The organism is Sulfurimonas sp. HSL1-2 (genome assembly GCF_039645565.1).
Taxonomy (GTDB): Bacteria; Campylobacterota; Campylobacteria; order Campylobacterales; family Sulfurimonadaceae; genus Thiomicrolovo; species Thiomicrolovo zhangzhouensis.
Genome location: NZ_CP147914.1, coordinates 1,921,173 through 1,939,841, shown reverse-complemented (window position 1 = coordinate 1,939,841; position 18,669 = coordinate 1,921,173). Strand labels below are relative to the sequence as shown.

At 58.1% G+C, this 18,669-nt stretch carries 15 protein-coding genes; 6 read left to right on the top strand and 9 right to left on the bottom strand.

Going from position 1 to position 18,669, the window contains the following annotated elements:
- Window positions 1–18: 18 nt before the first annotated feature.
- Both mgtE and WCX18_RS09950 read right to left on the bottom strand, forming a co-directional pair.
- Window positions 19–1,380: a magnesium transporter gene (gene mgtE / locus WCX18_RS09955; protein ID WP_345987436.1), complete on the bottom strand. Its 1,362-nt coding sequence runs from the start codon at window positions 1,378–1,380 to the stop codon at window positions 19–21.
- A 51-nt stretch (window positions 1,381–1,431) separates the two neighbouring features.
- Window positions 1,432–2,109 carry a hypothetical protein gene (locus tag WCX18_RS09950; protein ID WP_345987435.1) on the bottom strand — a complete coding sequence of 226 codons (678 nt, stop codon included), beginning with the start codon at window positions 2,107–2,109 and terminating at the stop codon, window positions 1,432–1,434.
- Between the two features lie 231 nt (window positions 2,110–2,340).
- Between WCX18_RS09950 and WCX18_RS09945 the strand changes: the two genes are divergently transcribed.
- The gene (locus WCX18_RS09945) at window positions 2,341–3,630 is read left to right on the top strand and encodes an MATE family efflux transporter (RefSeq protein WP_345987434.1); all 1,290 of its coding nucleotides are present in this window, start codon (window positions 2,341–2,343) and stop codon (window positions 3,628–3,630) included.
- 105 nt (window positions 3,631–3,735) lie between these two features.
- Window positions 3,736–6,000, top strand: a complete 2,265-nt coding sequence (locus tag WCX18_RS09940; RefSeq protein WP_345987433.1) for a hypothetical protein — start codon at window positions 3,736–3,738, stop codon at window positions 5,998–6,000.
- A gap of 25 nt (window positions 6,001–6,025) precedes the next feature.
- On the opposite strand, the gene serS is transcribed toward WCX18_RS09940, so the two are convergent.
- Complete coding sequence (serS, locus tag WCX18_RS09935; protein WP_345987432.1) at window positions 6,026–7,270, bottom strand: serine--tRNA ligase; 1,245 nt, start codon at window positions 7,268–7,270, stop codon at window positions 6,026–6,028.
- Window positions 7,271–7,374: 104 nt separating this feature from the next.
- On the opposite strand from serS, the gene WCX18_RS09930 reads away from it, so the two are divergent.
- Complete coding sequence (locus WCX18_RS09930; RefSeq protein ID WP_345987431.1) at window positions 7,375–8,682, top strand: aminopeptidase P N-terminal domain-containing protein; 1,308 nt, start codon at window positions 7,375–7,377, stop codon at window positions 8,680–8,682.
- Here the strand turns inward: WCX18_RS09930 and WCX18_RS09925 are convergent.
- Window positions 8,673–9,164 (bottom strand): hypothetical protein, encoded by a 492-nt coding sequence (locus tag WCX18_RS09925; protein WP_345987430.1) that lies wholly within the window; start codon window positions 9,162–9,164, stop codon window positions 8,673–8,675. The two genes, WCX18_RS09930 and WCX18_RS09925, sit on opposite strands and share 10 nt — an antisense overlap.
- The gene (locus tag WCX18_RS09920) at window positions 9,165–10,373 is read right to left on the bottom strand and encodes an EAL domain-containing protein (RefSeq protein ID WP_345987429.1); all 1,209 of its coding nucleotides are present in this window, start codon (window positions 10,371–10,373) and stop codon (window positions 9,165–9,167) included.
- A gap of 137 nt (window positions 10,374–10,510) precedes the next feature.
- Here WCX18_RS09920 and pepN point away from each other — a divergent pair, with 137 nt between their 5' ends.
- Window positions 10,511–13,123 (top strand): aminopeptidase N, encoded by a 2,613-nt coding sequence (gene pepN / locus WCX18_RS09915; RefSeq protein WP_345987428.1) that lies wholly within the window; start codon window positions 10,511–10,513, stop codon window positions 13,121–13,123.
- An 11-nt stretch (window positions 13,124–13,134) separates the two neighbouring features.
- Here pepN and WCX18_RS09910 read toward each other — a convergent pair whose 3' ends face one another.
- The 4 genes from WCX18_RS09910 to WCX18_RS09895 all read right to left on the bottom strand — a co-directional run bounded on the left by WCX18_RS09910 (window position 13,135) and on the right by WCX18_RS09895 (window position 16,694).
- Window positions 13,135–13,368, bottom strand: a complete 234-nt coding sequence (locus tag WCX18_RS09910) for a hypothetical protein (protein ID WP_345987427.1) — start codon at window positions 13,366–13,368, stop codon at window positions 13,135–13,137.
- 3 nt (window positions 13,369–13,371) lie between these two features.
- Window positions 13,372–14,808 (bottom strand): FAD/NAD(P)-binding oxidoreductase, encoded by a 1,437-nt coding sequence (locus WCX18_RS09905; protein ID WP_345987426.1) that lies wholly within the window; start codon window positions 14,806–14,808, stop codon window positions 13,372–13,374.
- Window positions 14,809–14,877: 69 nt separating this feature from the next.
- Entirely contained in the window at window positions 14,878–16,275 is a 1,398-nt protein-coding gene (locus WCX18_RS09900; RefSeq protein WP_345987425.1) for a DUF3373 family protein, read from the bottom strand.
- Between the two features lie 83 nt (window positions 16,276–16,358).
- Window positions 16,359–16,694: a cytochrome C gene (locus WCX18_RS09895; RefSeq protein ID WP_345987424.1), complete on the bottom strand. Its 336-nt coding sequence runs from the start codon at window positions 16,692–16,694 to the stop codon at window positions 16,359–16,361.
- 281 nt (window positions 16,695–16,975) lie between these two features.
- On the opposite strand from WCX18_RS09895, the gene WCX18_RS09890 reads away from it, so the two are divergent.
- Window positions 16,976–18,445: an FAD-dependent oxidoreductase gene (locus tag WCX18_RS09890; protein ID WP_345987423.1), complete on the top strand. Its 1,470-nt coding sequence runs from the start codon at window positions 16,976–16,978 to the stop codon at window positions 18,443–18,445.
- A gap of 17 nt (window positions 18,446–18,462) precedes the next feature.
- A complete protein-coding gene (locus tag WCX18_RS09885) occupies window positions 18,463–18,627 on the top strand; it encodes a hypothetical protein (RefSeq protein ID WP_231018948.1) in 165 nt (54 codons plus the stop codon).
- Window positions 18,628–18,669: the final 42 nt, after the last annotated feature.

Below are 18,669 nucleotides of genomic sequence, written 5' to 3'. Positions count from 1 at the left end.
TCCCTCAAACAGCGTTTTTCAGAGCAGAATCAGGCTCGCCAACCCCAGGAAACTGAAGAAGCCGACGATGTCCGTGACCGTCGTCAGCAGGACGGAGGAACCGACGGCGGGATCGATCTGCATTTTCTGCAGCAGCAGGGGGATAAGAGCACCGAAAAAACCTGCCGAGAATAGGTTGATGACCATCGAAGCGGCGATGACGGCGCCGAGCATAGGCATCGAAAACCAGATCCAGGCGACGACCCCGATGACGGCGGCAAAGAGCAGCCCGTTCATCAGGGCGAGGTAGACCTCTTTAAGCACGGTCGCGCGGGCATCCCCGCCGCTGATGTCTCCCAGGGCCATCTGCCGTACGGTGACGGTCAGCGTCTGCGTTCCGGCGTTGCCGCCCATGGAGGCGACGATGGGCATGAGCACGGCCAGGGCGACCAGAGACTGGATCGTTGCATCGAACAGACCGATGACTGCGGAAGCAGCAACGGCGGTGACGAGGTTGATCCCGAGCCAGACGGCCCGGGTCTTTCCGATGCGCAGCAGGCTCTCCTCCTGCTCCGCGGTGTCGCTGACCCCGGCGAGGTTGTAGAGCTGCCCGGTCGCACGCTCCTCGATGATGTCGTAGATATCGTCAGAGGTGATACGCCCCAGCAGCCGTCCGCGGGCATCGACGACCGGTACGACGTTCATGTCGTAATTCTCGGCGATATCGACGATGGTTTTGATGTCGTCGGTCGCCCGGACGGCAACGCGGTTGACGCCTTCGGCTACCAGCGTTTCGTATGAAACCTGTGGGCCGAGGAGGATGAGATCCTCCAGCGGGATGGAACCGAGGAAGGTCCGGTTGCGATCGATGACGTAGACCTGGAAGACGTTGTCGAGCTCCTTGGCCGCCTTGAGGCGCTTGAGCCTCCGGACGGAGTCGCCGATCTGTTCGTCGATGTAGGCCGAGAAGAGCTCGGTCTGCATGTAGGCCCCCGCCTCTTCCCAGTCATAGGCGATTAGCGTCTCCAGGGTTTCGCGGTCGGAAGCGGGCAGGTTCTGGAGCACTTCGCCGGCGACAGTTTCGTCCACCTCCTCGATACTGCGGATCAGCTCGGCGGCATCGTCGGTGTCGAGGGTATTGGTGAGGTCGGCGATCTCTTCGGGCGTAAAGTGTTCGATCACCTCCTCGTGGCACGGCTTCGGCAGTTCGACGAGGACCTGTGCCTGCAGGGTCTCGGGCAGGCGCGACAGGAGGACAAGGTAGGAGGCTTCGTCTTCACTGCGCAGCTGCAGCAGCAGCTCGGCGATATCGTAGGGGTGGACGTCGGCCTCCCGTCCGTCTTCATAACACGCGATCTGCGTTTCCAGGGATGCAATCAGATCCGGGATCGGGGCGGGCATACACTCTCCTTTGGAGTTCTTTCTATAGCCTATCGGCGCGGTGCAAAAATCTTACTGAGACGCTTCGGGGTCGTCGTGGAACACCGAGACTTTTTTATCGAGGGTACCGGTCTGCCTGACAATGTAGGTATCCCCCTCCTGCAGCACCTTCCTGAATTTGCGGTAGAGCCGGTATTCGATGACGACGGCAAAAAGCCCGAGCAGCGCAAGGCCGCTGAGGATGGCGGCAAGGGAAACCCCGAGCGCGTCAAGGATCATAGAGCTGAGGCTGCCCGCGATAATGGCGGCGGAGATGATCAGGGAGCGCAGCATCAGGTAGTCTTTTAGATCGATCGCCTCCTTCATAAAGTCGATGGTATGGACCCGCGAGATCTCAAAGGTGATCGCCTGGAGCGTGAAGATGCTGAGCATCACGTAGGTAAAGAGGACGATGTCGACCTGCACCAGCGCATAGACGAAAATCTGCAGCAGGTCGAGGAGGATGACGGAGAGGTAGATGTTGTGAATCCGGACGTGCTTGAAAAACGGCTGTACGAAACCGTCAGATGCGCCCAGGAGCATATAAAGACTGATCATGAAAACGGGCAGGTGCGTCCCTTCGAGTTTCGTCAGAAACGGCATCAGTACCCAGTCGATGAAGGTCGTCACGAAGAGGACGGCGGCCTGCAGTTTGAGCAGGCGGCTGCGCCGGAGTTCGCTGAAGAGTTTGCGGTAGTGACGTGTGGGCATACACGGCCTGCTTTTCCCCCGCCCAAAGGTCGGGAGCGGTGATATTTTCGGAATCATACTCTTTTTTTCGGCGTTTGCAACCGGAAAATTCCGGCCGCCTGAAACAGGGCTTTTTCAGGGGGTAGAGGGCGTTCCGGCACCCCTAAAAGGAGGGGGAGAATCTGCGAAAATGGATAAGCGTTCTGGGCAGAGGATCGCGCATGGGAACCTTTTACACTATAATGCGCCGCAATGAATAAAAAGATCCTCGCCCTTGCGATCCCGAATATCGTCAGCAATATTTCCGTCCCGCTGGTCTCGGCGGTCGATACGATGCTGATGGGGCACCAGGGGAGTGCTGAGCTGGCCGCGCTGGGACTGGTGAGCATGATCTTCGTCTTCCTCTACGGTTCGCTCAATTTCCTGCGGATGGGAACGACGGGCATGACGGCACAGGCTTTCGGGGCGCACGATGTGCGTGGTATCTCCCTGACGCTCTACCGCGCTCTGCTCGTGACGCTGCTGTTTGCGGGACTGCTGCTGCTGTTCCGGGGGCCTCTGGCCTCTACGGCTTTCGAGTTGATGAATGTCGGGGCGGGGTATACCGACGAGGCGATGCGTTACTTCGAGCTGCGTATCTGGACGGCGCCGGCGGTCTTGATGCTCTATGCACTGACGGGGTGGTACTTCGGCATGCAGAATGCCGTGATCCCGCTCGCGGTCACCCTCTGCATCAATCTCGTCAATATCGTGTTCAGCTACTACTTCGTCATGGAGCTGGGCTGGGGAATCGAGGGGGCGGCGTACGGCACGCTCATCGCCCAGTACGCCGGGCTGTTTCTCGCGCTGGCATTTCTGCTGAAATACAAAGAGCGTCTGCACCCCTATAATCTCTCGGCGATGCTGCAGCGCAGTGAACTGGGGCGTTTCCTGCACGTCAACAAGGATATCTTCATCCGCACGACGGCACTGACCTTCGTCTTTGCCTTTTTCTATTCGCAGGCGGCCAAAGAGAGTGAGCAGACCCTGACAGTGATGATCCTGCTGCTGCAGTTCGTCGTCTGGTTCTCCTACAGTCTCGACGGCTTTGCCAACGCGGCGGAGTCGCTCGTCGGCCGTTATTACGGGGCCGGAGCGTGGGAAGATTTTCACCGGGTGATCCGCTACCTCTTCGCCTGGGGCGTCGGTTTCAGCCTGCTCTATATGCTCTTTTACGGCCTCTTCGGCGAGGCGATCCTGCACCTCTACACGGATCAGCAATCCATTATCGATGCGACGCTCCCCTTCATGCCCTACGTGGTCGCCATACCGCTGCTGAGCTTCGCCGCCTTCATCTGGGACGGTGTCTTCATCGGGATGACGGCGGCGCGCGCGCTGCGCAACGCGATTCTCTACTCGACCGCGCTCTTCCTCGCGCTTTTTTACCTGACGAGGGGGACGGATTTTACCTATGCGCTGTGGATCAATTTTATGCTTTTCTTCCTGTTCCGGGGGGTGGTTCAGAGCTGGATGTTTTACCGTAAAAAAGAGGCTTTGGGCTGAGGCATCCCGCCTTTTTCATCCTCGCTTTCCACTTGCACAGTTTGGCTCCCCGCTTTTACTTTGGTGTATACTTGTTTATTCGGGTATCCAAAGCAAGGAGCCATCATGTTCGGTCGTCACAAGATTTTTCGGTCTTTTCTTCTCGTGGTCATTGCGGCACTGCTGACGATAGCCGGGTGTGGGGGTGGCGGCGGCTCCTCCGGTACGGTCCCGGCCGCCGACGTGAGCGGAGCGTGGTCAGGGATATGGTACAGCAGCGTCACAGAGTACGAGGGAACCCTTACGCTGGAAGTGGATCAAGAGGGCTCAACCCTTACCGGGGAGATCAATGTGACAAACTCCCCCTGTTTGGCAACGGCGTTGATCAGCGGAATGGTATCAGGAAACACGGTGACGCTATCGGCAGTCTCCGGCGCAGACGGAATGCAGATCAGTGGGATCCTCTCCGGTAACGTTATCAGCGGAGAGTACACGATAACGGCGGGGCTTTGTGCCGGTGACAGCGGTAACTTTATTTTGTATCAAGATACCAACAATACGGTCACTGATACGACAACGCTGGCGACGGCTGTCCCTTTCCCCACGTCGTTGACGGTCAATGCCAATACGCTTTACTGGTCGGATAAAAGCAGTGCACCGGTAAGAAAAATCACCCTACCGGATCAGAATCTTTCGGATGTCGTCAAAGCGTTCGGTGACCCGGAATCGATGATCGTCAGCGATCAAGAGCTTTACTGGATCGGGGCAGGTGCGGTGCCCTCAAGCAGCTGTACGGGGGATGGGCTCGGCAAAACCCTCGTCCGATCAAGCCTGGACGGGAATACGTCTGTCATCATCGCCAGCGGCGAGAATTGTGCCGGAGGCGTCAACGACATCATTGCCGATACGACCTACCTTTACTGGATTCAATCGACCTTCTCACCGAATACGTACACAATCCGACGCGTTGCCAAGGCGGGCGGAGAGGAAAGCGTGCTGTACAGCACCATGACTCCCATCGTGAGCATGGCAAGTGACGGCATTTCCCTCTATTGGCTTGAATCGTTTTTCCCGAGTGCGGGTATCATCAGGAAAATGCCTCTTGGAGGCGGTGAAGTGACGACGGTACTTGACGGCAATAGCGGCTATAACGCCTTTGTCGGTGATATCGTCGTGGACGGTGCAGAACTCTTCGTGGCAGAAGTGCAATATCCATATCCGGGTACGGCCCGTCTGCTTAAAGTGGATTTGAATACAGCAAGTGTTGGCGAGGTCGGGATTCTCCCCGCACTCCCGAGAAAACTGGCCACGGACAGTACGAACGTCTACTGGATTGATGCGGATTCCATCAATCTGATCCCCAAAAGCGGCGGGGCGGTCGTTTCCTTGGCTGGCGGGTTGGCATCACCGGTAGACATCAGAGTGGAGGGAACGGAACTTTTTTGGGTCGAAACGGTATGTTGTGCCCACGGGCAGACGGGGCGTATTAAAAAAATCTCCGTGTCCGGCGGGGCCGTCACGACGCTGATCGACGGCGTAAACGCGCCGCAGTCCGTTGTGATCAACGGAACAGATATGTACTGGATCGAAGGCGGACCGGTCGGGAGCATAGAAGGGTTCGGCAGGATTGAGATGATGCCTTTGGGCGGCGGAGAGATCTCGCCGATCATTAGCGGGATTATCACTGGAACAATGCCGATCGCGGTCGACGATGCTTTTATCTATATTGCAGACAGATGGATGATCAAGAAGCTGCCCAAAGCGGGTGGGAAGATTACCAATGTTGCAGAAGCGGATTTCGCCATTTTCGATATTGATACGGACGGGACGAATATCTATTGGATTGAAGATGGCCCTTTTACCCGTATCGCAATGGTTGCCAGCAGCGGCGGACCGGTCGTGGAGCTCTCTAATACATTGGTAGGTCCTTCAGGCCCCCTCATGACGGTTGGAGGTTATGTCTACTGGATAGCGCATTACGACACGATATCCAGAGTATCGGTTTTAGGCGGTGCAACGGAGACCGTGGCCGGGGGACTCTCGTTTTTATCAGATTTCACGACGGATGGGACGGATGTCTTTTTTCCAGAGAATGATACGGGCAAGATCAGGAAAGTACCGGTAAGCGGCGGGAGTATCTCGGAGTTGGTTTTGCTGGACAGTGCGGCATGGAGAATCCTGGCTGTAGACGACACCCACCTCTTCTGGATTGATCTAACGTTGCGTGGATCGATGCTTGGATCGATCCCGAAAACCGGCGGGATATCGACGGTCCTGTACGAAAATCTAGACTATTTTGAATCTTGGCCAAACAGTCTTGTCGTAGATGACGTCAATCTCTATTGGACGGAAGTGGGCTCTGGCACCATCAAGATGGCCCCTAAACCCTAGAAGCTTCAGCGCGGACTGTGCCTGATCAGAGGTACTTGTGCAGGACCTGGGGGATCTCGATGGAGCCGTCTTCGTTCTGGAAGTTCTCCATGATGGCGACCATCGTGCGGCCGACGGCGAGTGAGGAGCCGTTGAGGGTGTGGGCGAGGACGTTCTTCTTTCCCTCTTTGTAGCGGATCTTCGCCCGGCGGGCCTGGAAGTCGCGGGTGTTGGAGACGGAGCTGATCTCGCGGTAGGTGTTCTGTCCCGGCAGCCACACTTCGAGGTCGATCGTCTTTGCCGCGCCGAAGCCGAGGTCGCCGGTACAGAGGGTGACGAGGCGGTGGGGGAGTTCGAGGGCCTTGAGCAGGTCGGAGGCGCAGGCAACCATCTCGTCGAAGACGCGGTCGCTGTCGTCGGCCTTGGTGATGCTGACGAGCTCGACCTTTCTAAACTGGTGCTGACGGATGATGCCGCGGGTGTCGCGCCCCGCGGAACCCGCTTCTTTGCGGAAACAGGCCGTATGGCCGGTCATTTTGACGGGCAGGGCCTCTTCGGGGATGATCTCGTCCTGGAAGAGGTTCGTCAGCGGCACCTCCGCCGTCGGGACGAGGTAGAGGTCTTCGCCTTCGGTTTTATAGAGGTCTTCCTCGAATTTCGGCAACTGGCCCGTCCCCTCGAGGGCGCGGCTGTTGACGAGTTCGGGGACACTCATCTCCGTAAAACCGCGTTCACGGTTGAAGTCGAGCATGAAGTTGATCAGGGCGCGTTCCAGGCGCGCACCCATGTCGTTCATCACGGCAAAACGGCTGTGGGCGACCTTGACGCCGCGCTCGAAGTCGATCCAGCCGTTGGTTTCGGCCAGCTCCCAGTGCTCTTTCGGGGTGAAGGCAAAACTGCGCGGTTCGAGGACTTTGGCGATCTCGACGTTGTCGTTCTCGTCCGCACCGTCCGGTACGTCGGCATCCGGCATGTTCGGGATCCCCATCGCAAGCGCATCCAGGGCCGCCTCCGCGTCGCGCTGCGCCTCCTGGAGTTCGCCGATGCGGGCTTTGTTCGCATCGAGCTTTGCCTTCAGCTCGCTGACATCCTTGCCCTCTTTCTTGTACTGTGGGAAAAGGCGGCTCATTTCGTTCTGGGCCGCCTGAACCTCCTCGAACGCCGCCTTGGCCGTTTTGAGGGCTTCATTGCGCGCTTTGAGTTCGTCGATCAGCTCCGGGCTGACCTTTTTGCGCATCAGTGCGGCACTGACGTTTTCAAAATCTTTCTGAAGCAGTTTGAGGTCGATCATCTGGGTCCCTGGTAAGTGGATTGTCTGGGCGGCAGCGGGGCGGTTGCCCGCTTTTTACGCCGTAAAAGTTGTGCAATTATAGCGAAACGGGCTACAATTACGGCATGAACGAAATGACCTATAAACAGAGGCGGGACCGCCTGTTGTCGAAGATGGAAGAGGGGATCGCCGTGCTGGGAACGGCGACGCTGAAGACCCGTTCCAACGACACGGAGTACCCCTATCGCCAGAACAGCGATTTCTTCTACCTGACCGGTTTTGAAGAGGACAATGCCGCCCTCGTCCTGGTCCGGGGCAGCGACGCCAATAAGAGTGTGCTCTTTGTGCAGCCGAAGGTCGAGGAGATGGAGCTGTGGACGGGGAAACGCACCGGCGTCGATGCGGCGAAGGCGCGGTTTGACGTCGACGAGGTCTATTCCGTCGAGGCGTTCGAAGAGAAACTGCCGGAACTGATGCAGAACCTGCCGCGCCTCTACGGCGATATTTTCGGGTCGGACGAGCGCTTCGAAACGGCGAGGGATGCGGCGGACAAACTGCGCCACAAACGCGAGACGAAACGGCCCGTGACACAGCTGGTCGACCTCACGCAGATGGTGCGGCAGATGCGGCTGCTCAAGAGCGAGGAGGAGATCGCGACGATCCGCGCGGGGCTGGAGATCACGGCGGCGGCGCACCACCACGCCATGGCGGTCTGTACGCCGGGGATGATGGAGTACGCACTGCAGGCGGAGTATGAGTACATGTTCACGAAGAACGGTGCCTACAGCGACGCCTACACGACGATCATTGCCGGCGGGGACCATGCCAATACCCTGCACTACATCAAAAACGATGCGCCGCTGGGCGACGGGGACCTGGTTCTCATCGACGCGGGGTGCGAATACCGCCACTATGCGACCGACATTACCCGTACCTTCCCCGTCAACGGCCGTTTCACCGAGGCCCAGAAGGAGGTCTATGAAGCGGTCCTGGATGTCCAGCTCGCCGTCATCGCCCAGATCGGGCCGGGGATCTTTAAAAGCGAACTCCAGAAAAACGCCGAATGGATGCTCTGCGAAAAGATGGTGAAGCTCGGCATTTTGAAAGGGGAGGTCGATGCGCTGATCGAGGCGAAGGCGCATAAAAAGTACTTCCCCCACGGCATCGGCCACTGGATGGGAATCGATGTCCACGACCAGGCCCCCTATTTTGACGAAGAGGGCAATGAAATCGTCCTGGCCCCCGGGATGGTGCTCACCATCGAGCCGGGGCTCTACCTTCCCGCTTCCGATACATCGTTGCCCGAACGGTACCGCGGCATCGGGATCCGGATCGAAGACGACATCCTCGTGACGGAGCGCGGGCACGAGAACCTCAGCGCGGCCGTGGCGAAGTCGGTCGAGGCGATCGAGGCGCGCTGCGCTCAGAACTGATGGAGGGTGTCGTAAACGGCGCCTGAGGGGGTGAGCGTACTGCGCATCAGTTTCAGATTTCCTTCCAGTTTCCCCGCGACCACCGCTTCGGTGTTCATCTTCTCCCCTTCAAAACAGCCAATGTCAATCTTCTTGTAGCGCATCAGCGTGACGTGGGGAACGTAGCGGCGGTGGGGTGTCATTGCAAAGGCATGGCTCAGCAGATGATGCCCCGCCACCAGGGTGGGGTGATCGCTCGCGGCGTAGAGGATACGGTTGTGCGCAAAGCGGTCGATGCCTTTGATATAAGCATTTGACAGGGAAAGATCACAATTGCGGACGGTTTCGATGACCTGTTCGGGGGAAAAGCGATCTCCGAGGAAGAGCAGCGTGGCGTGCAGGGAGGCTTCCGGGCGCCAGCGCCCCTCTATACAGGGGGCGAATGCGTCCCGGATGCCGGTGTAGTCAAACAGCGTCGCCGTCTGGGCGAGGAAAAGGCGCATTTACATCTTGATCATGTTTTTCAGCGTCGGGAGCACCTCAGGCTCAAGTCCCAGCTCGTCCATCAGCAGCCGGATGAGGTCGTTGTCCTCTTTTTCCAGGGCCTGCGTCAGGCCGAAGATCTTCCCCAGACGCCCCGAATGCAGCACAAGGGCGTCCTCGATACTGTCTTCGACGGGGAGGCCGTTGAGTGCTGCCTTGAGCGGCAGGCCGAGGACCGGCTCCATCAGGGAGATCAGGGCCATCAGGCGCGCCCTTTCAAAGAGCTGTTCATCTTCGCTCTGCAGGCAGGTAATGGTGCAGTGCATCAGGTCGATGCGCTGTTCCATCAGACTGGAGAGGGGGCTTTTGTCCTCCCGGATCGCCTGGCCGCTTTTGGCGAAGATGATCAGCGAGAGCCAGTGCTTGAGACGCTCCGCACCCATCTTGATAATGATCTCTTCCATCGAACGGTTTGGGAAGGGGTTGTCGAGCGAGAAGGAGTGCAGGTACTGCAGCAGCTGCATGGAGAGCTCGTTGTGGTGGCGCATCTCCCGCGCAATCTGTTCCATGGGCGTGCCGTCGAGGAGCATATTGTAGATCTTTACGACCCCCATGTGTTTGGGGTCGACACGGTTGTACTCCATCAGGACGGGGGCGCCGCAGGCGAAGCCCTGAAAGTACCGGAAGCCTTTCTCCTTGTAGGCCTCGAGGACCTCGTCGATCTCGATACGCTCGGCAATGAGCTGTTTGCCTTTGAAACGCTCGACGATCGCCGGCAGCAGGTCGTTGTCGGTGGCGCTGGCATCGATCTTGATGTAATCGATATAGGGGAGCAGCGCGTCATACACGCCGGTCAGCCCTTTCTGTGTATCGACATTCTCGAGGGCGAAGCGGTAGCCGCTCTCATGCAGCTTCTTGAGGACTTCGCCCTCGCGTGTGCCGAGCTGTGCATCGGCGGGGAGGGAAAAGACAAAGGACCTTGGCGGCACCGCGAGCAGGAGATCCGTCAAAAGGACCGATGAATCGATGTTGATAAAAAGGTAGCGGTTTTCGGCGGCTTTTTGCAGACCGATCTGGTTGAGCAGCGCCACGAGCAGCGCGGCGGTCGCGGCCCGCGCATTCTCGAAGCCGCTTTCGCCGATGCTGTTGCGGTAAAAAAACTCATAGCCGAAGGTGTTCTTCTCTGCATCTACGATAGGCTGCCGTGCAAAAGTGTGTGTCGTTTTCATTCTCAAGAACTCCCATTCACTATTTATTCCTGTGGGTGTTCTTATCTTACCCCAAAATGGAAGTTAATGTTCTTAAATGGGGTTCAGGTCTGCCTACGTTACTATTGCACAGCCTATTTACGAGAAACGGAAAAAGCATGTCCCAACCCAAAACGATTTATCTGAAAGAGTATGAAGCCCCGGCATACCAGATCCTGACGGCAGAGCTGACGTTCGAGATTTTCGAAGAGCATACGCTGGTCATCAACCGCATGACGGTGAAGCGCCGCGGCGACGTTCCGGTCCCGCTGCTCCTTGACGGCGATGATCTGAAACTGCTTTGCGTCAAGGTCGACGACGTCAAGATCCCCGACGAAGCCTATTCGCGTGATGCGGAGGCACTGACGATCTTCGACCCGGGTGCGGAAGCGACGGTCCAGGTCGTCACGAAGATCTACCCGGACCAGAATACGGCCCTGGAGGGGCTCTACCGCTCGGGCGGCATCTACTGTACCCAGTGCGAGCCGCACGGCTTCCGCCGGATCACCTACTTTATCGACCGCCCCGACAACATGAGCGTCTTTACCGTCAAGGTGATCGCGGAGCAGGCGAGCTGCCCGGTACTGCTGAGCAACGGGAACCTCGAAGAGGAGGGGAGTTTCCCCGACGGCCGCCACTACGCCCTCTGGCACGACCCCTTCCCGAAACCCTCCTACCTCTTTGCGCTGGTCGCTGGAGACCTGGGACACATCAGCGACTCCTTTACGACGGCGGAGGGGAACACGGTGGCATTGAACATCTATGTAGACAAGGGCAACGAAAGCCGCGCCGACCACGCCATGCGTTCGCTCAAGGCGTCGATGCGCTGGGACGAGGAGACTTACGGCCGCAGCTACGATCTTTCCGTCTATAACATCGTCGCCGTAGACAGCTTCAACATGGGGGCGATGGAGAACAAGGGGCTCAATGTCTTCAACTCCCACTATGTTCTGGCCGACGAGGAGACGGCAACGGATGCCGACTTCCTGGGGATCGAGAGCGTCATCGCGCACGAGTATTTCCACAACTGGACGGGGAACCGCATCACCTGCCGCGACTGGTTCCAGCTGACCCTCAAAGAGGGGCTCACCGTCTTCCGCGACCAGAGCTTCAGCGCCGACATGCAGTCCGAGGTTGTCCAGCGCATCCGGGACGTCGACATGCTGCGCGAGCGGCAGTTCCCCGAGGATGCGGGCCCGACCGCGCACCCCATCAAGCCCGAACAGTACATCGAGATCAACAACTTCTATACGGCGACGGTCTACGAAAAGGGCTCGGAAGTGATCCGTATGCTCAACACGATTCTGGGGGAGAAGGCGTGGCGCGCCGCCATGGACCTCTATTTCGAGACTTTCGACGGCCAGGCGGTGCGGACGGAGGACTTCCTCTGGGCGATGCAGCAGTACAGCCCGATCGACCTGACGCAGTTCGCGCTGTGGTACTCCCAGGAGCGTACTCCCTCGCTCTGCGCGGAGCACTCCTATGATGCGGCAACGGGAAGGCTGACGCTGAAACTGGAACAGATCGTCCCAGACGCGGTGGACGGCCGGAAGCAGCAGCCCTACTGCATGCCGCTACGTCTTGCACTGCTGGGGCACGGCGGGGAGGAGCTCCCGCTGCAGCTTGAGGGCGACACGGCGGCACAGCCGCTGCTCGAGCGCGGTATCTTGCTGGTGACCCGCGAAGAGGAGAGTTTCACCTTCGGCGGGCTGGCTTCCGAACCCACGCTCTCGCTCAACCGCCATTTCGGTGCGCCGGTCGTCATGGAGTACCCGCAGGCGGACGTGATGAGCCTGATGCGCTATGACAGTGACGGGTTTGTGCGGTACGAAGCGGCCCAGTCCTTTGCGCGTTCGACGCTCGAGGCGATGATGCGCGGGGAAGCGGTCAGCCCCCAGTTCCTGCAGAGTTTCAGCCATATTCTCGAAGACGAATCCCTCGACCTGCAGTTCAAGGCGCAGCTGCTCTCCCTGCCGACGGTGACGATGCTGATGCAGGCACAGCAGAGTGTCGATGTGCATGCCATTCTCGAAGCCTCCGATGCCCTGAAGCGCGAGATCGCCGTGGCCTGTGAGGCCACGATGCGCCGTCTTTACGAGGGGCTCCACCGTGCCGAGCACGTCGGGCTCGAGGCGGAGAGCATCGGCGCCCGCGCGCTCAAGAACCGGCTGCTGGGCTACCTGATGGCGCAGCAGGATGCCGAAAGCATCGCTGCCGCCCTGGCCCAGTACGAAGAGAGCCGGACGATGACGGACCGCCTGGCTGCGTTGCAGATGCTGCACCACGGGGCGCCGGCAGCGGCCGAAGCGCCGATGCGCGACTTCTATGCACGCTACAGCACGGATATGCTGGTGATGACGAAGTATTTCAGCGTCATTGCCTCCTCCCCGCAGCCCGATACGCTTTCAAACGTGCGTGCGGCGATGGAGGATGCGGTCTTCAACATCAAAGTCCCGAACCTTGTACGCGCGCTGATCGGAAGTTTCGCCCGCAACCCTTACCATTTCCACGCTTATGACGGCAGCGGCTACGCCTTCGTCGCCGAGCAGATCATCGCCCTCGATGCGATCAACCCGATGATCGCGGCGGGGCTGGCGGGCGCGTACAAGACCTACAACCGCCTGAACCCGCACAGCCGGGCGCAGATGCGCGACGCGCTGGAGAAGGTACAGGCGCACCGGGGCATTTCGAAAAACGTTTACGAGATCGTCGGAAAGATTCTGGCGGGATAAGCGCAGCCGTCCTACGCTTCGTTCCGGCGGATGAGGTGCCGGAAGAGGCGCATGATGCCGCGGAAAAGGAGCACGGTCAGATAGACCGGCAGCGTGTAGAGGAGGGGGTGAAAGTAATTCTCCCTTCCCAGCATCTGCGACAGGCGCGAAGCCGGATCGCCCAGCAGGTCCGGGTGCAGCAGCAGTGACAGTGTGATCAGAAGAAGCAGGAAGATCACCCCCTCTTTTATCACGTATTTCCGCATTTTCTACATCAACCCCCGCATCATCAGGTACCAGTACATCGGTTTGAGCATGTACAGGTCAAAGGCCCACCACGCCCAGCGCGCTTCGCCGACGGCGAGCGGGAAGGAGGGCGCGGCACCGTCGTAGTCGAACTCGGCCAGGATGATTTTACCATACTGCGTTTTGAGGGGACAGACGGTATAACCGTCGAACTTCTCCTTCAATGCCTTGCCTTCCATCTGCGCCAGCAGGTTGGCGACCATGATCGGTCCGTGGTGGCGGGCACTTCCCCCCGTTTTGCCCAGCGGGATCCCGCAGACGTCCCCGATACCGAAGACATTGGGGTAGCGCAGATGCTGCAGGGTGTAGCGGTCCACTTCGAGCCACCCTTTGGCGGAGCCCTTCTGCCACCCCAGCGGCGAGGAGGCGACGGCGTCCGGCGCGCTCATCGGCGGGACGACATGGAGGAAGTCGTACGGCATCTCCACGCGGTCGACCTTGGTGATCATATCGTACTCTTCGAGGTCCTCGTCGTAGTCGCCCTGGACTTCGTACTTGTGTTCGAAGGTCGCGATTTTCTTCGCCGCATCGACGGCGACGAGGTTGTGGCCGAACTTGTTGGTGATGTTGCCGTAGCGCGGCTGCACCTCTTCGACGAGGGTCTTGTTCACTTCCGGTACGCCGAAGAGGCTGCCGCTCGTCGTCGCGAAGGTGAACTCCGCGCTGAGACCGTCGCGTTTGAGGAAGTCGTCGCTGAGGTAGAGGATCTTCTGCGGGGCACCGCCGCATTTGATCGGTGTCCCCGGCTGGGTACAGATGACCTTCGGATTCCCTGTTTTCGCCGCGGATTTGAGATCGTTGAACCACTCCCAGGTGATGGAGCCGCCGTCGGCCGTCCCCTTTTCGGGGTCGTTCAGGTAGACGCTGGAGATGCCGTTTTGGCCGATCATGTCGGCACTCAGTCCCTCGATCCATTCGTAATGGTACTGCAGGCCCGTTGCAACGACAAGGTAGTCGTAGGCAACCTCCTCGCCGGCGCGGGTAATGACCCTGTTGTTGTCCGGGTCGAAAGTCTTGACCTCGTCCTTGATCCAGTTGACGTCTTCGGGGATAAACTCCCGGTTCTCTTTGACGATGTCATCGAAGGTGTATTCGCCCGCGGCCATAAAGACCTGCCCGGGCTGGTAGAGGTGCTTTTCGTTCGGGGCGATCAGGGTAATGTCCGGATCGGAGAGGGCGCGGTGCAGGCGCGCCATCGCCATGATACCGCCCGCACCCCCGCCGACGATGACGATCTTGCCCTTGGCCTCCGAGGCCCGGGCTTCGGTGAAGCTGCTGCTGCCGCTGCCGGCAAGGACTCCGGCGGCAATGGGGGAGATCCCCATCAGTTTGAGCGCCTCGCGGCGCGAGAGGTTGACCGAAGGCGTTTGTGTCTCCGGGGATTCAAATCGTTTTTTCATATGCATTTATTCCACTCCTTAGGTTCCCGTACCGTGCGAAACGGCAGGGAGGTCGTTTTGACGGTATCGTCAGTATCGGTACGTGACGGCCAGCCGAAGGTCGGTCGCCGTGATGTCCGTTTTCACAGGGGCCACCCAGCCGGCACAGTTGATGTTGGGGGTATAGTCGTGCTGGACGTAGGTGTAGCGGATCTGCGACGGCAGGTATTTGACGCCGAAGAGGTCGAAGTTCCAGTACGCTTCATAGGCGTTCCCGCGTACGGCGAGCTTGGAACCTATTGCCGTATCTTCCGCCCAGTTCATCGGCGTCCAGTATTTTGAACCGTGGTTATACTCAAAGCCGAGTCTGCCGCTGTCGGTGAGCATATCCGGGATAATGATCCCGGCCCAGACGGAGCTGCCGCTGCGGCTCCCGCCGTCGGCGGAACCGAGGAGCGTGTAACCGTTTTTGGCGTCGTAGTGCGTATAGGCACCGGAGACGAAGAGGGTCGTCTCATCCAGGAAATCGCTGATCTCCTCGCCGATCCCGCTTACTTTCAGACCGACGGAGAAGAGGTCGGCTGACCCGGATGCCGCTTTGGGGATGTTCCCGTCGAGTTTCATCCCTTTGGTGTTGAAGATATGCGCCCACTGGTACATCACCTGGTACTGCCCGTCATCATAGGCGTTCCCCGGCATGACAAAGAAGTCGACGCTGGTGTCTTCGAGCGTCGTATTGACGTCACCGCCGCTCAGAGCGTAGGGCATGCGTGCACCCGAGACGTCGCCGTAGACGTCCTGCATCTCCCCGCTGTGAGCGCGGCCGCACACGAACTTGGTATAGGCACCGTCCAGGAAGCGGCTCCAGTCGAGACGGACCATGGCGCCGTTGACTTCCATATTGGTGATGTGTGCGAGGGGGGAGCCGGGGTCGGTTTCGTTTTCCCGGTAGTTGGCGAGGAACCCGTTGGTGGAGGGGCGCCGGCCGACCGAGACGCTGACCGGCTGTCCGCCGAGTTCGTCGGAGTAGACGAAATAGGCCTCCTTGATGCGCATGACGGTGTCGGAGGCCTTGGAACTGGCCGCCCAGTCTTTGAGTGCGGGGTCGGTCACGTAAAGGTGGCTGCCCCAGGTGGAGTAGACGGCGAGTTTGCCCTGGAAGGTCAGACCCTCCGTCGGTGCCGCACCCATGGTCAGGTAGAGGCGGCTGGTGAGCAGCGAAGGGTTGGTCGCATAGGTGTCGGCGTCATTGTTCCGGTAATCGATGACATCGACGGCATTTCTGAAGTCGAGCCCGAACTTGACGTTGTCGTTGGCGCTCTGCGCATTGACCTGGCTCAGTTTCTTGTTGGTGCGCTTCTGCTGTTGTTCGAGTTTCTGCACTTTTTGCATCAGCGCGTCGATCTCCGCCTGCATCGATGCATCGTCGGCGGCAAGCGCGCCGGCGAACAGACTCAACACGGCAGTCGAAAGGAGGGTTTTTCGCATAATAATCCTTTAGGGTAAGGGGAATCGGTTGTAAAGAAGCGGGGCCGAAAAGGCGTGGCCCCCCTAGTGAAGTTGTGATGCGGTCAGCAAGAAGGGATGTTTCCGCTGTCGCTGGCGAAGTCGTGGACGAAGTCGTAAAGGTGCTCTTCAAATTTGCTTTTGAACTTGTCGCTTTCAAAGAAGCTTTTGCCTTCGGGACACGCCTCGGTCATCATTTCGGCGAGGGTGCCGCTCTCTTTGGCTTCTTCCCACTCCATCTGCGTATGTTTCGCCGCGAAGACGGCACCGGTCATCCCGCAGGTCGTTTTGAGCTTCTTCTGATAGAGGCGCTGACCTTTGTCGGCATCGGCGTAGAGGGAGCTTGTGAGGAGCCCAAGGCCCAGCAGTGCGGAGGTTGTGAGTTTTCCGAAAGTTGTCATTTTTGTCCTTTGACGATGAAATTGATGAAAATGAATAGTACTAACGTCAAAATTAAAATAAGATAAAATTAGAATAATTATAATCAATGGTTATTTTAGTAATTTCTTCGTCATTTTCCTTAAAGATTAAATGTAAATTTATGAAACATGTTGGAGAATAAGTTAAGCAGAACTTATCAAAGTGATAATTTTGTGACTCCAGGGTCGTAGAATTGTTATGAATGTATTTTTTTGCACTAAAATCTTCGTGAGTTTATGCGATGATAAGAGAAGGAGTAAGCATGGCAAGATTAGTCGTACTCGGCGGCGGTGTTGCCGGTCATACGGCGGCAACATTCGCCGCAAAGTGGCTGGGTAAAGAGCATGAAGTCGTCGTAGTGACACCGAATTCAAAGTGGAACTGGATTCCGTCGAACATCTGGGTCGGCGTCGGCGAAATGACAAAAGAAGATGTCACTTTCGATCTGGCACCGGTTTACGCGAAAGCGGGTATTACCTATAAACAGGCGAAAGCGGTTTCGATCAATCCGGAGGGGGATGCGAATTCCGACAAGCCGTTCGTGACGATCGAATACACGGCGCAGGACAAAGCCGGTGAGAATGAAGATGTCACTTTTGACTATCTGATCAACGCCACGGGTCCGAAACTGAACTTCGGTGCGACTCCGGGGCTTGGCGAAGGCAGCGAGATCGGTACGCATACCGTTTCCGTCTGTACCGCCGACCACGCCGTCCATGCGAGCGAAGAGCTGAACAAGGTCTTCGAAAAAGCGAAAGCGGGTGAAAAGCAGAAGATCCTCGTCGGGACCGGCCACGGTATGTGTACCTGCCAGGGTGCGGCGTTCGAGTACATCTTCAACATCGAACACGAAGCGCGCAAAGCGGGCATCCGCGACAATGTCGAGATCAAGTGGATCTCCAACGAATCCTTCCTGGGTGACTTCGGTATGGGCGGTCTGCATATGAAAGTCGGCGGCTACGTCGTCAGCTCCCGTATCTTTACCGAGTCCCTCTTTGCCGAGCGCGGCGTCGATTACGTGATCGGTGCACACGTCAACAACGTTGAAAAAGGCAAAGTCGGTTACGAACTGCTTGACGGTTCCACCGGCGAAGAGAATTTCGACTTCGCGATGCTGATCCCGCCGTTTGCAGGTGTCGGTCTCAAAGCCTACAACAAAGCGGGCGAAGAGATCACCGATACGGTCTTCGCACCGAACGGCTTTATGAAAGTCGACGCGGATTACACGCCGAAGCCGTACGAAGAGTGGAAAGCGAGCGACTGGCCGCGTACCTACCAGAACCCGACGTACAAGAACATGTTCGCCGCAGGTATCGCGTTCGCACCGCCGCATATCATCTCCAAACCGATGAAATCGCCCAACGGCACGGTGATCAACCCGACACCGCCGCGGACAGGTATGCCTTCAGGTATCATGGGCAAGGCTGTTGCGCACTCTGTTGTTGACCTGATCAAGAACGGCGAGAATGCACACCTGCATGAAGCTTCCATGGCAGAGATGGGTGCGGCCTGTGTCGCCTCCGCCGGTAAAGGCTGGCTCGACGGTCAGGCGGCCGCGATGACGGTTTACCCGGTTGTTCCGGACTTCGACAAATACCCGGGTACGGGCCGCGATACGGACTACACCTTCGGTGAGATCGGTCTGGCAGGACACTGGATCAAGCACATCCTGCACTACCTCTTTATCTACAAAGCGAAGCTCAAGCCGGGCTGGACGCTGATTCCGGAATAAGAAAGGAGGAGATAAATATGAGACAAGAAGAAGTGAATTTCGCACTGAATGACAAGTTTAACACCTCGATGATCCCGGGCCGTTTTGCCCGGATGATGCGTACGTGTAAAATCTGGCAGTTCATCCGTTTTGTGATCATCAACATCAAGATGATCATCGTCGTCCGTAAAAGCCACGGATAACCTTCACGGCCTCCGGGCCGTTACGAATTGACCTCCTTTAAA

Coding starts and splice junctions, on each gene's coding strand:
- mgtE (WP_345987436.1), bottom strand. CDS start 1,380: ATGCCCGCCCCGATCCCGGATCTGATTGCATCCCTGGAAACGCAGATC.
- WCX18_RS09950 (WP_345987435.1), bottom strand. CDS start 2,109: ATGCCCACACGTCACTACCGCAAACTCTTCAGCGAACTCCGGCGCAGC.
- WCX18_RS09945 (WP_345987434.1), top strand. CDS start 2,341: ATGAATAAAAAGATCCTCGCCCTTGCGATCCCGAATATCGTCAGCAAT.
- WCX18_RS09940 (WP_345987433.1), top strand. CDS start 3,736: ATGTTCGGTCGTCACAAGATTTTTCGGTCTTTTCTTCTCGTGGTCATT.
- serS (WP_345987432.1), bottom strand. CDS start 7,270: ATGATCGACCTCAAACTGCTTCAGAAAGATTTTGAAAACGTCAGTGCC.
- WCX18_RS09930 (WP_345987431.1), top strand. CDS start 7,375: ATGAACGAAATGACCTATAAACAGAGGCGGGACCGCCTGTTGTCGAAG.
- WCX18_RS09925 (WP_345987430.1), bottom strand. CDS start 9,164: ATGCGCCTTTTCCTCGCCCAGACGGCGACGCTGTTTGACTACACCGGC.
- WCX18_RS09920 (WP_345987429.1), bottom strand. CDS start 10,373: ATGAAAACGACACACACTTTTGCACGGCAGCCTATCGTAGATGCAGAG.
- pepN (WP_345987428.1), top strand. CDS start 10,511: ATGTCCCAACCCAAAACGATTTATCTGAAAGAGTATGAAGCCCCGGCA.
- WCX18_RS09910 (WP_345987427.1), bottom strand. CDS start 13,368: ATGCGGAAATACGTGATAAAAGAGGGGGTGATCTTCCTGCTTCTTCTG.
- WCX18_RS09905 (WP_345987426.1), bottom strand. CDS start 14,808: ATGAAAAAACGATTTGAATCCCCGGAGACACAAACGCCTTCGGTCAAC.
- WCX18_RS09900 (WP_345987425.1), bottom strand. CDS start 16,275: ATGCGAAAAACCCTCCTTTCGACTGCCGTGTTGAGTCTGTTCGCCGGC.
- WCX18_RS09895 (WP_345987424.1), bottom strand. CDS start 16,694: ATGACAACTTTCGGAAAACTCACAACCTCCGCACTGCTGGGCCTTGGG.
- WCX18_RS09890 (WP_345987423.1), top strand. CDS start 16,976: ATGGCAAGATTAGTCGTACTCGGCGGCGGTGTTGCCGGTCATACGGCG.
- WCX18_RS09885 (WP_231018948.1), top strand. CDS start 18,463: ATGAGACAAGAAGAAGTGAATTTCGCACTGAATGACAAGTTTAACACC.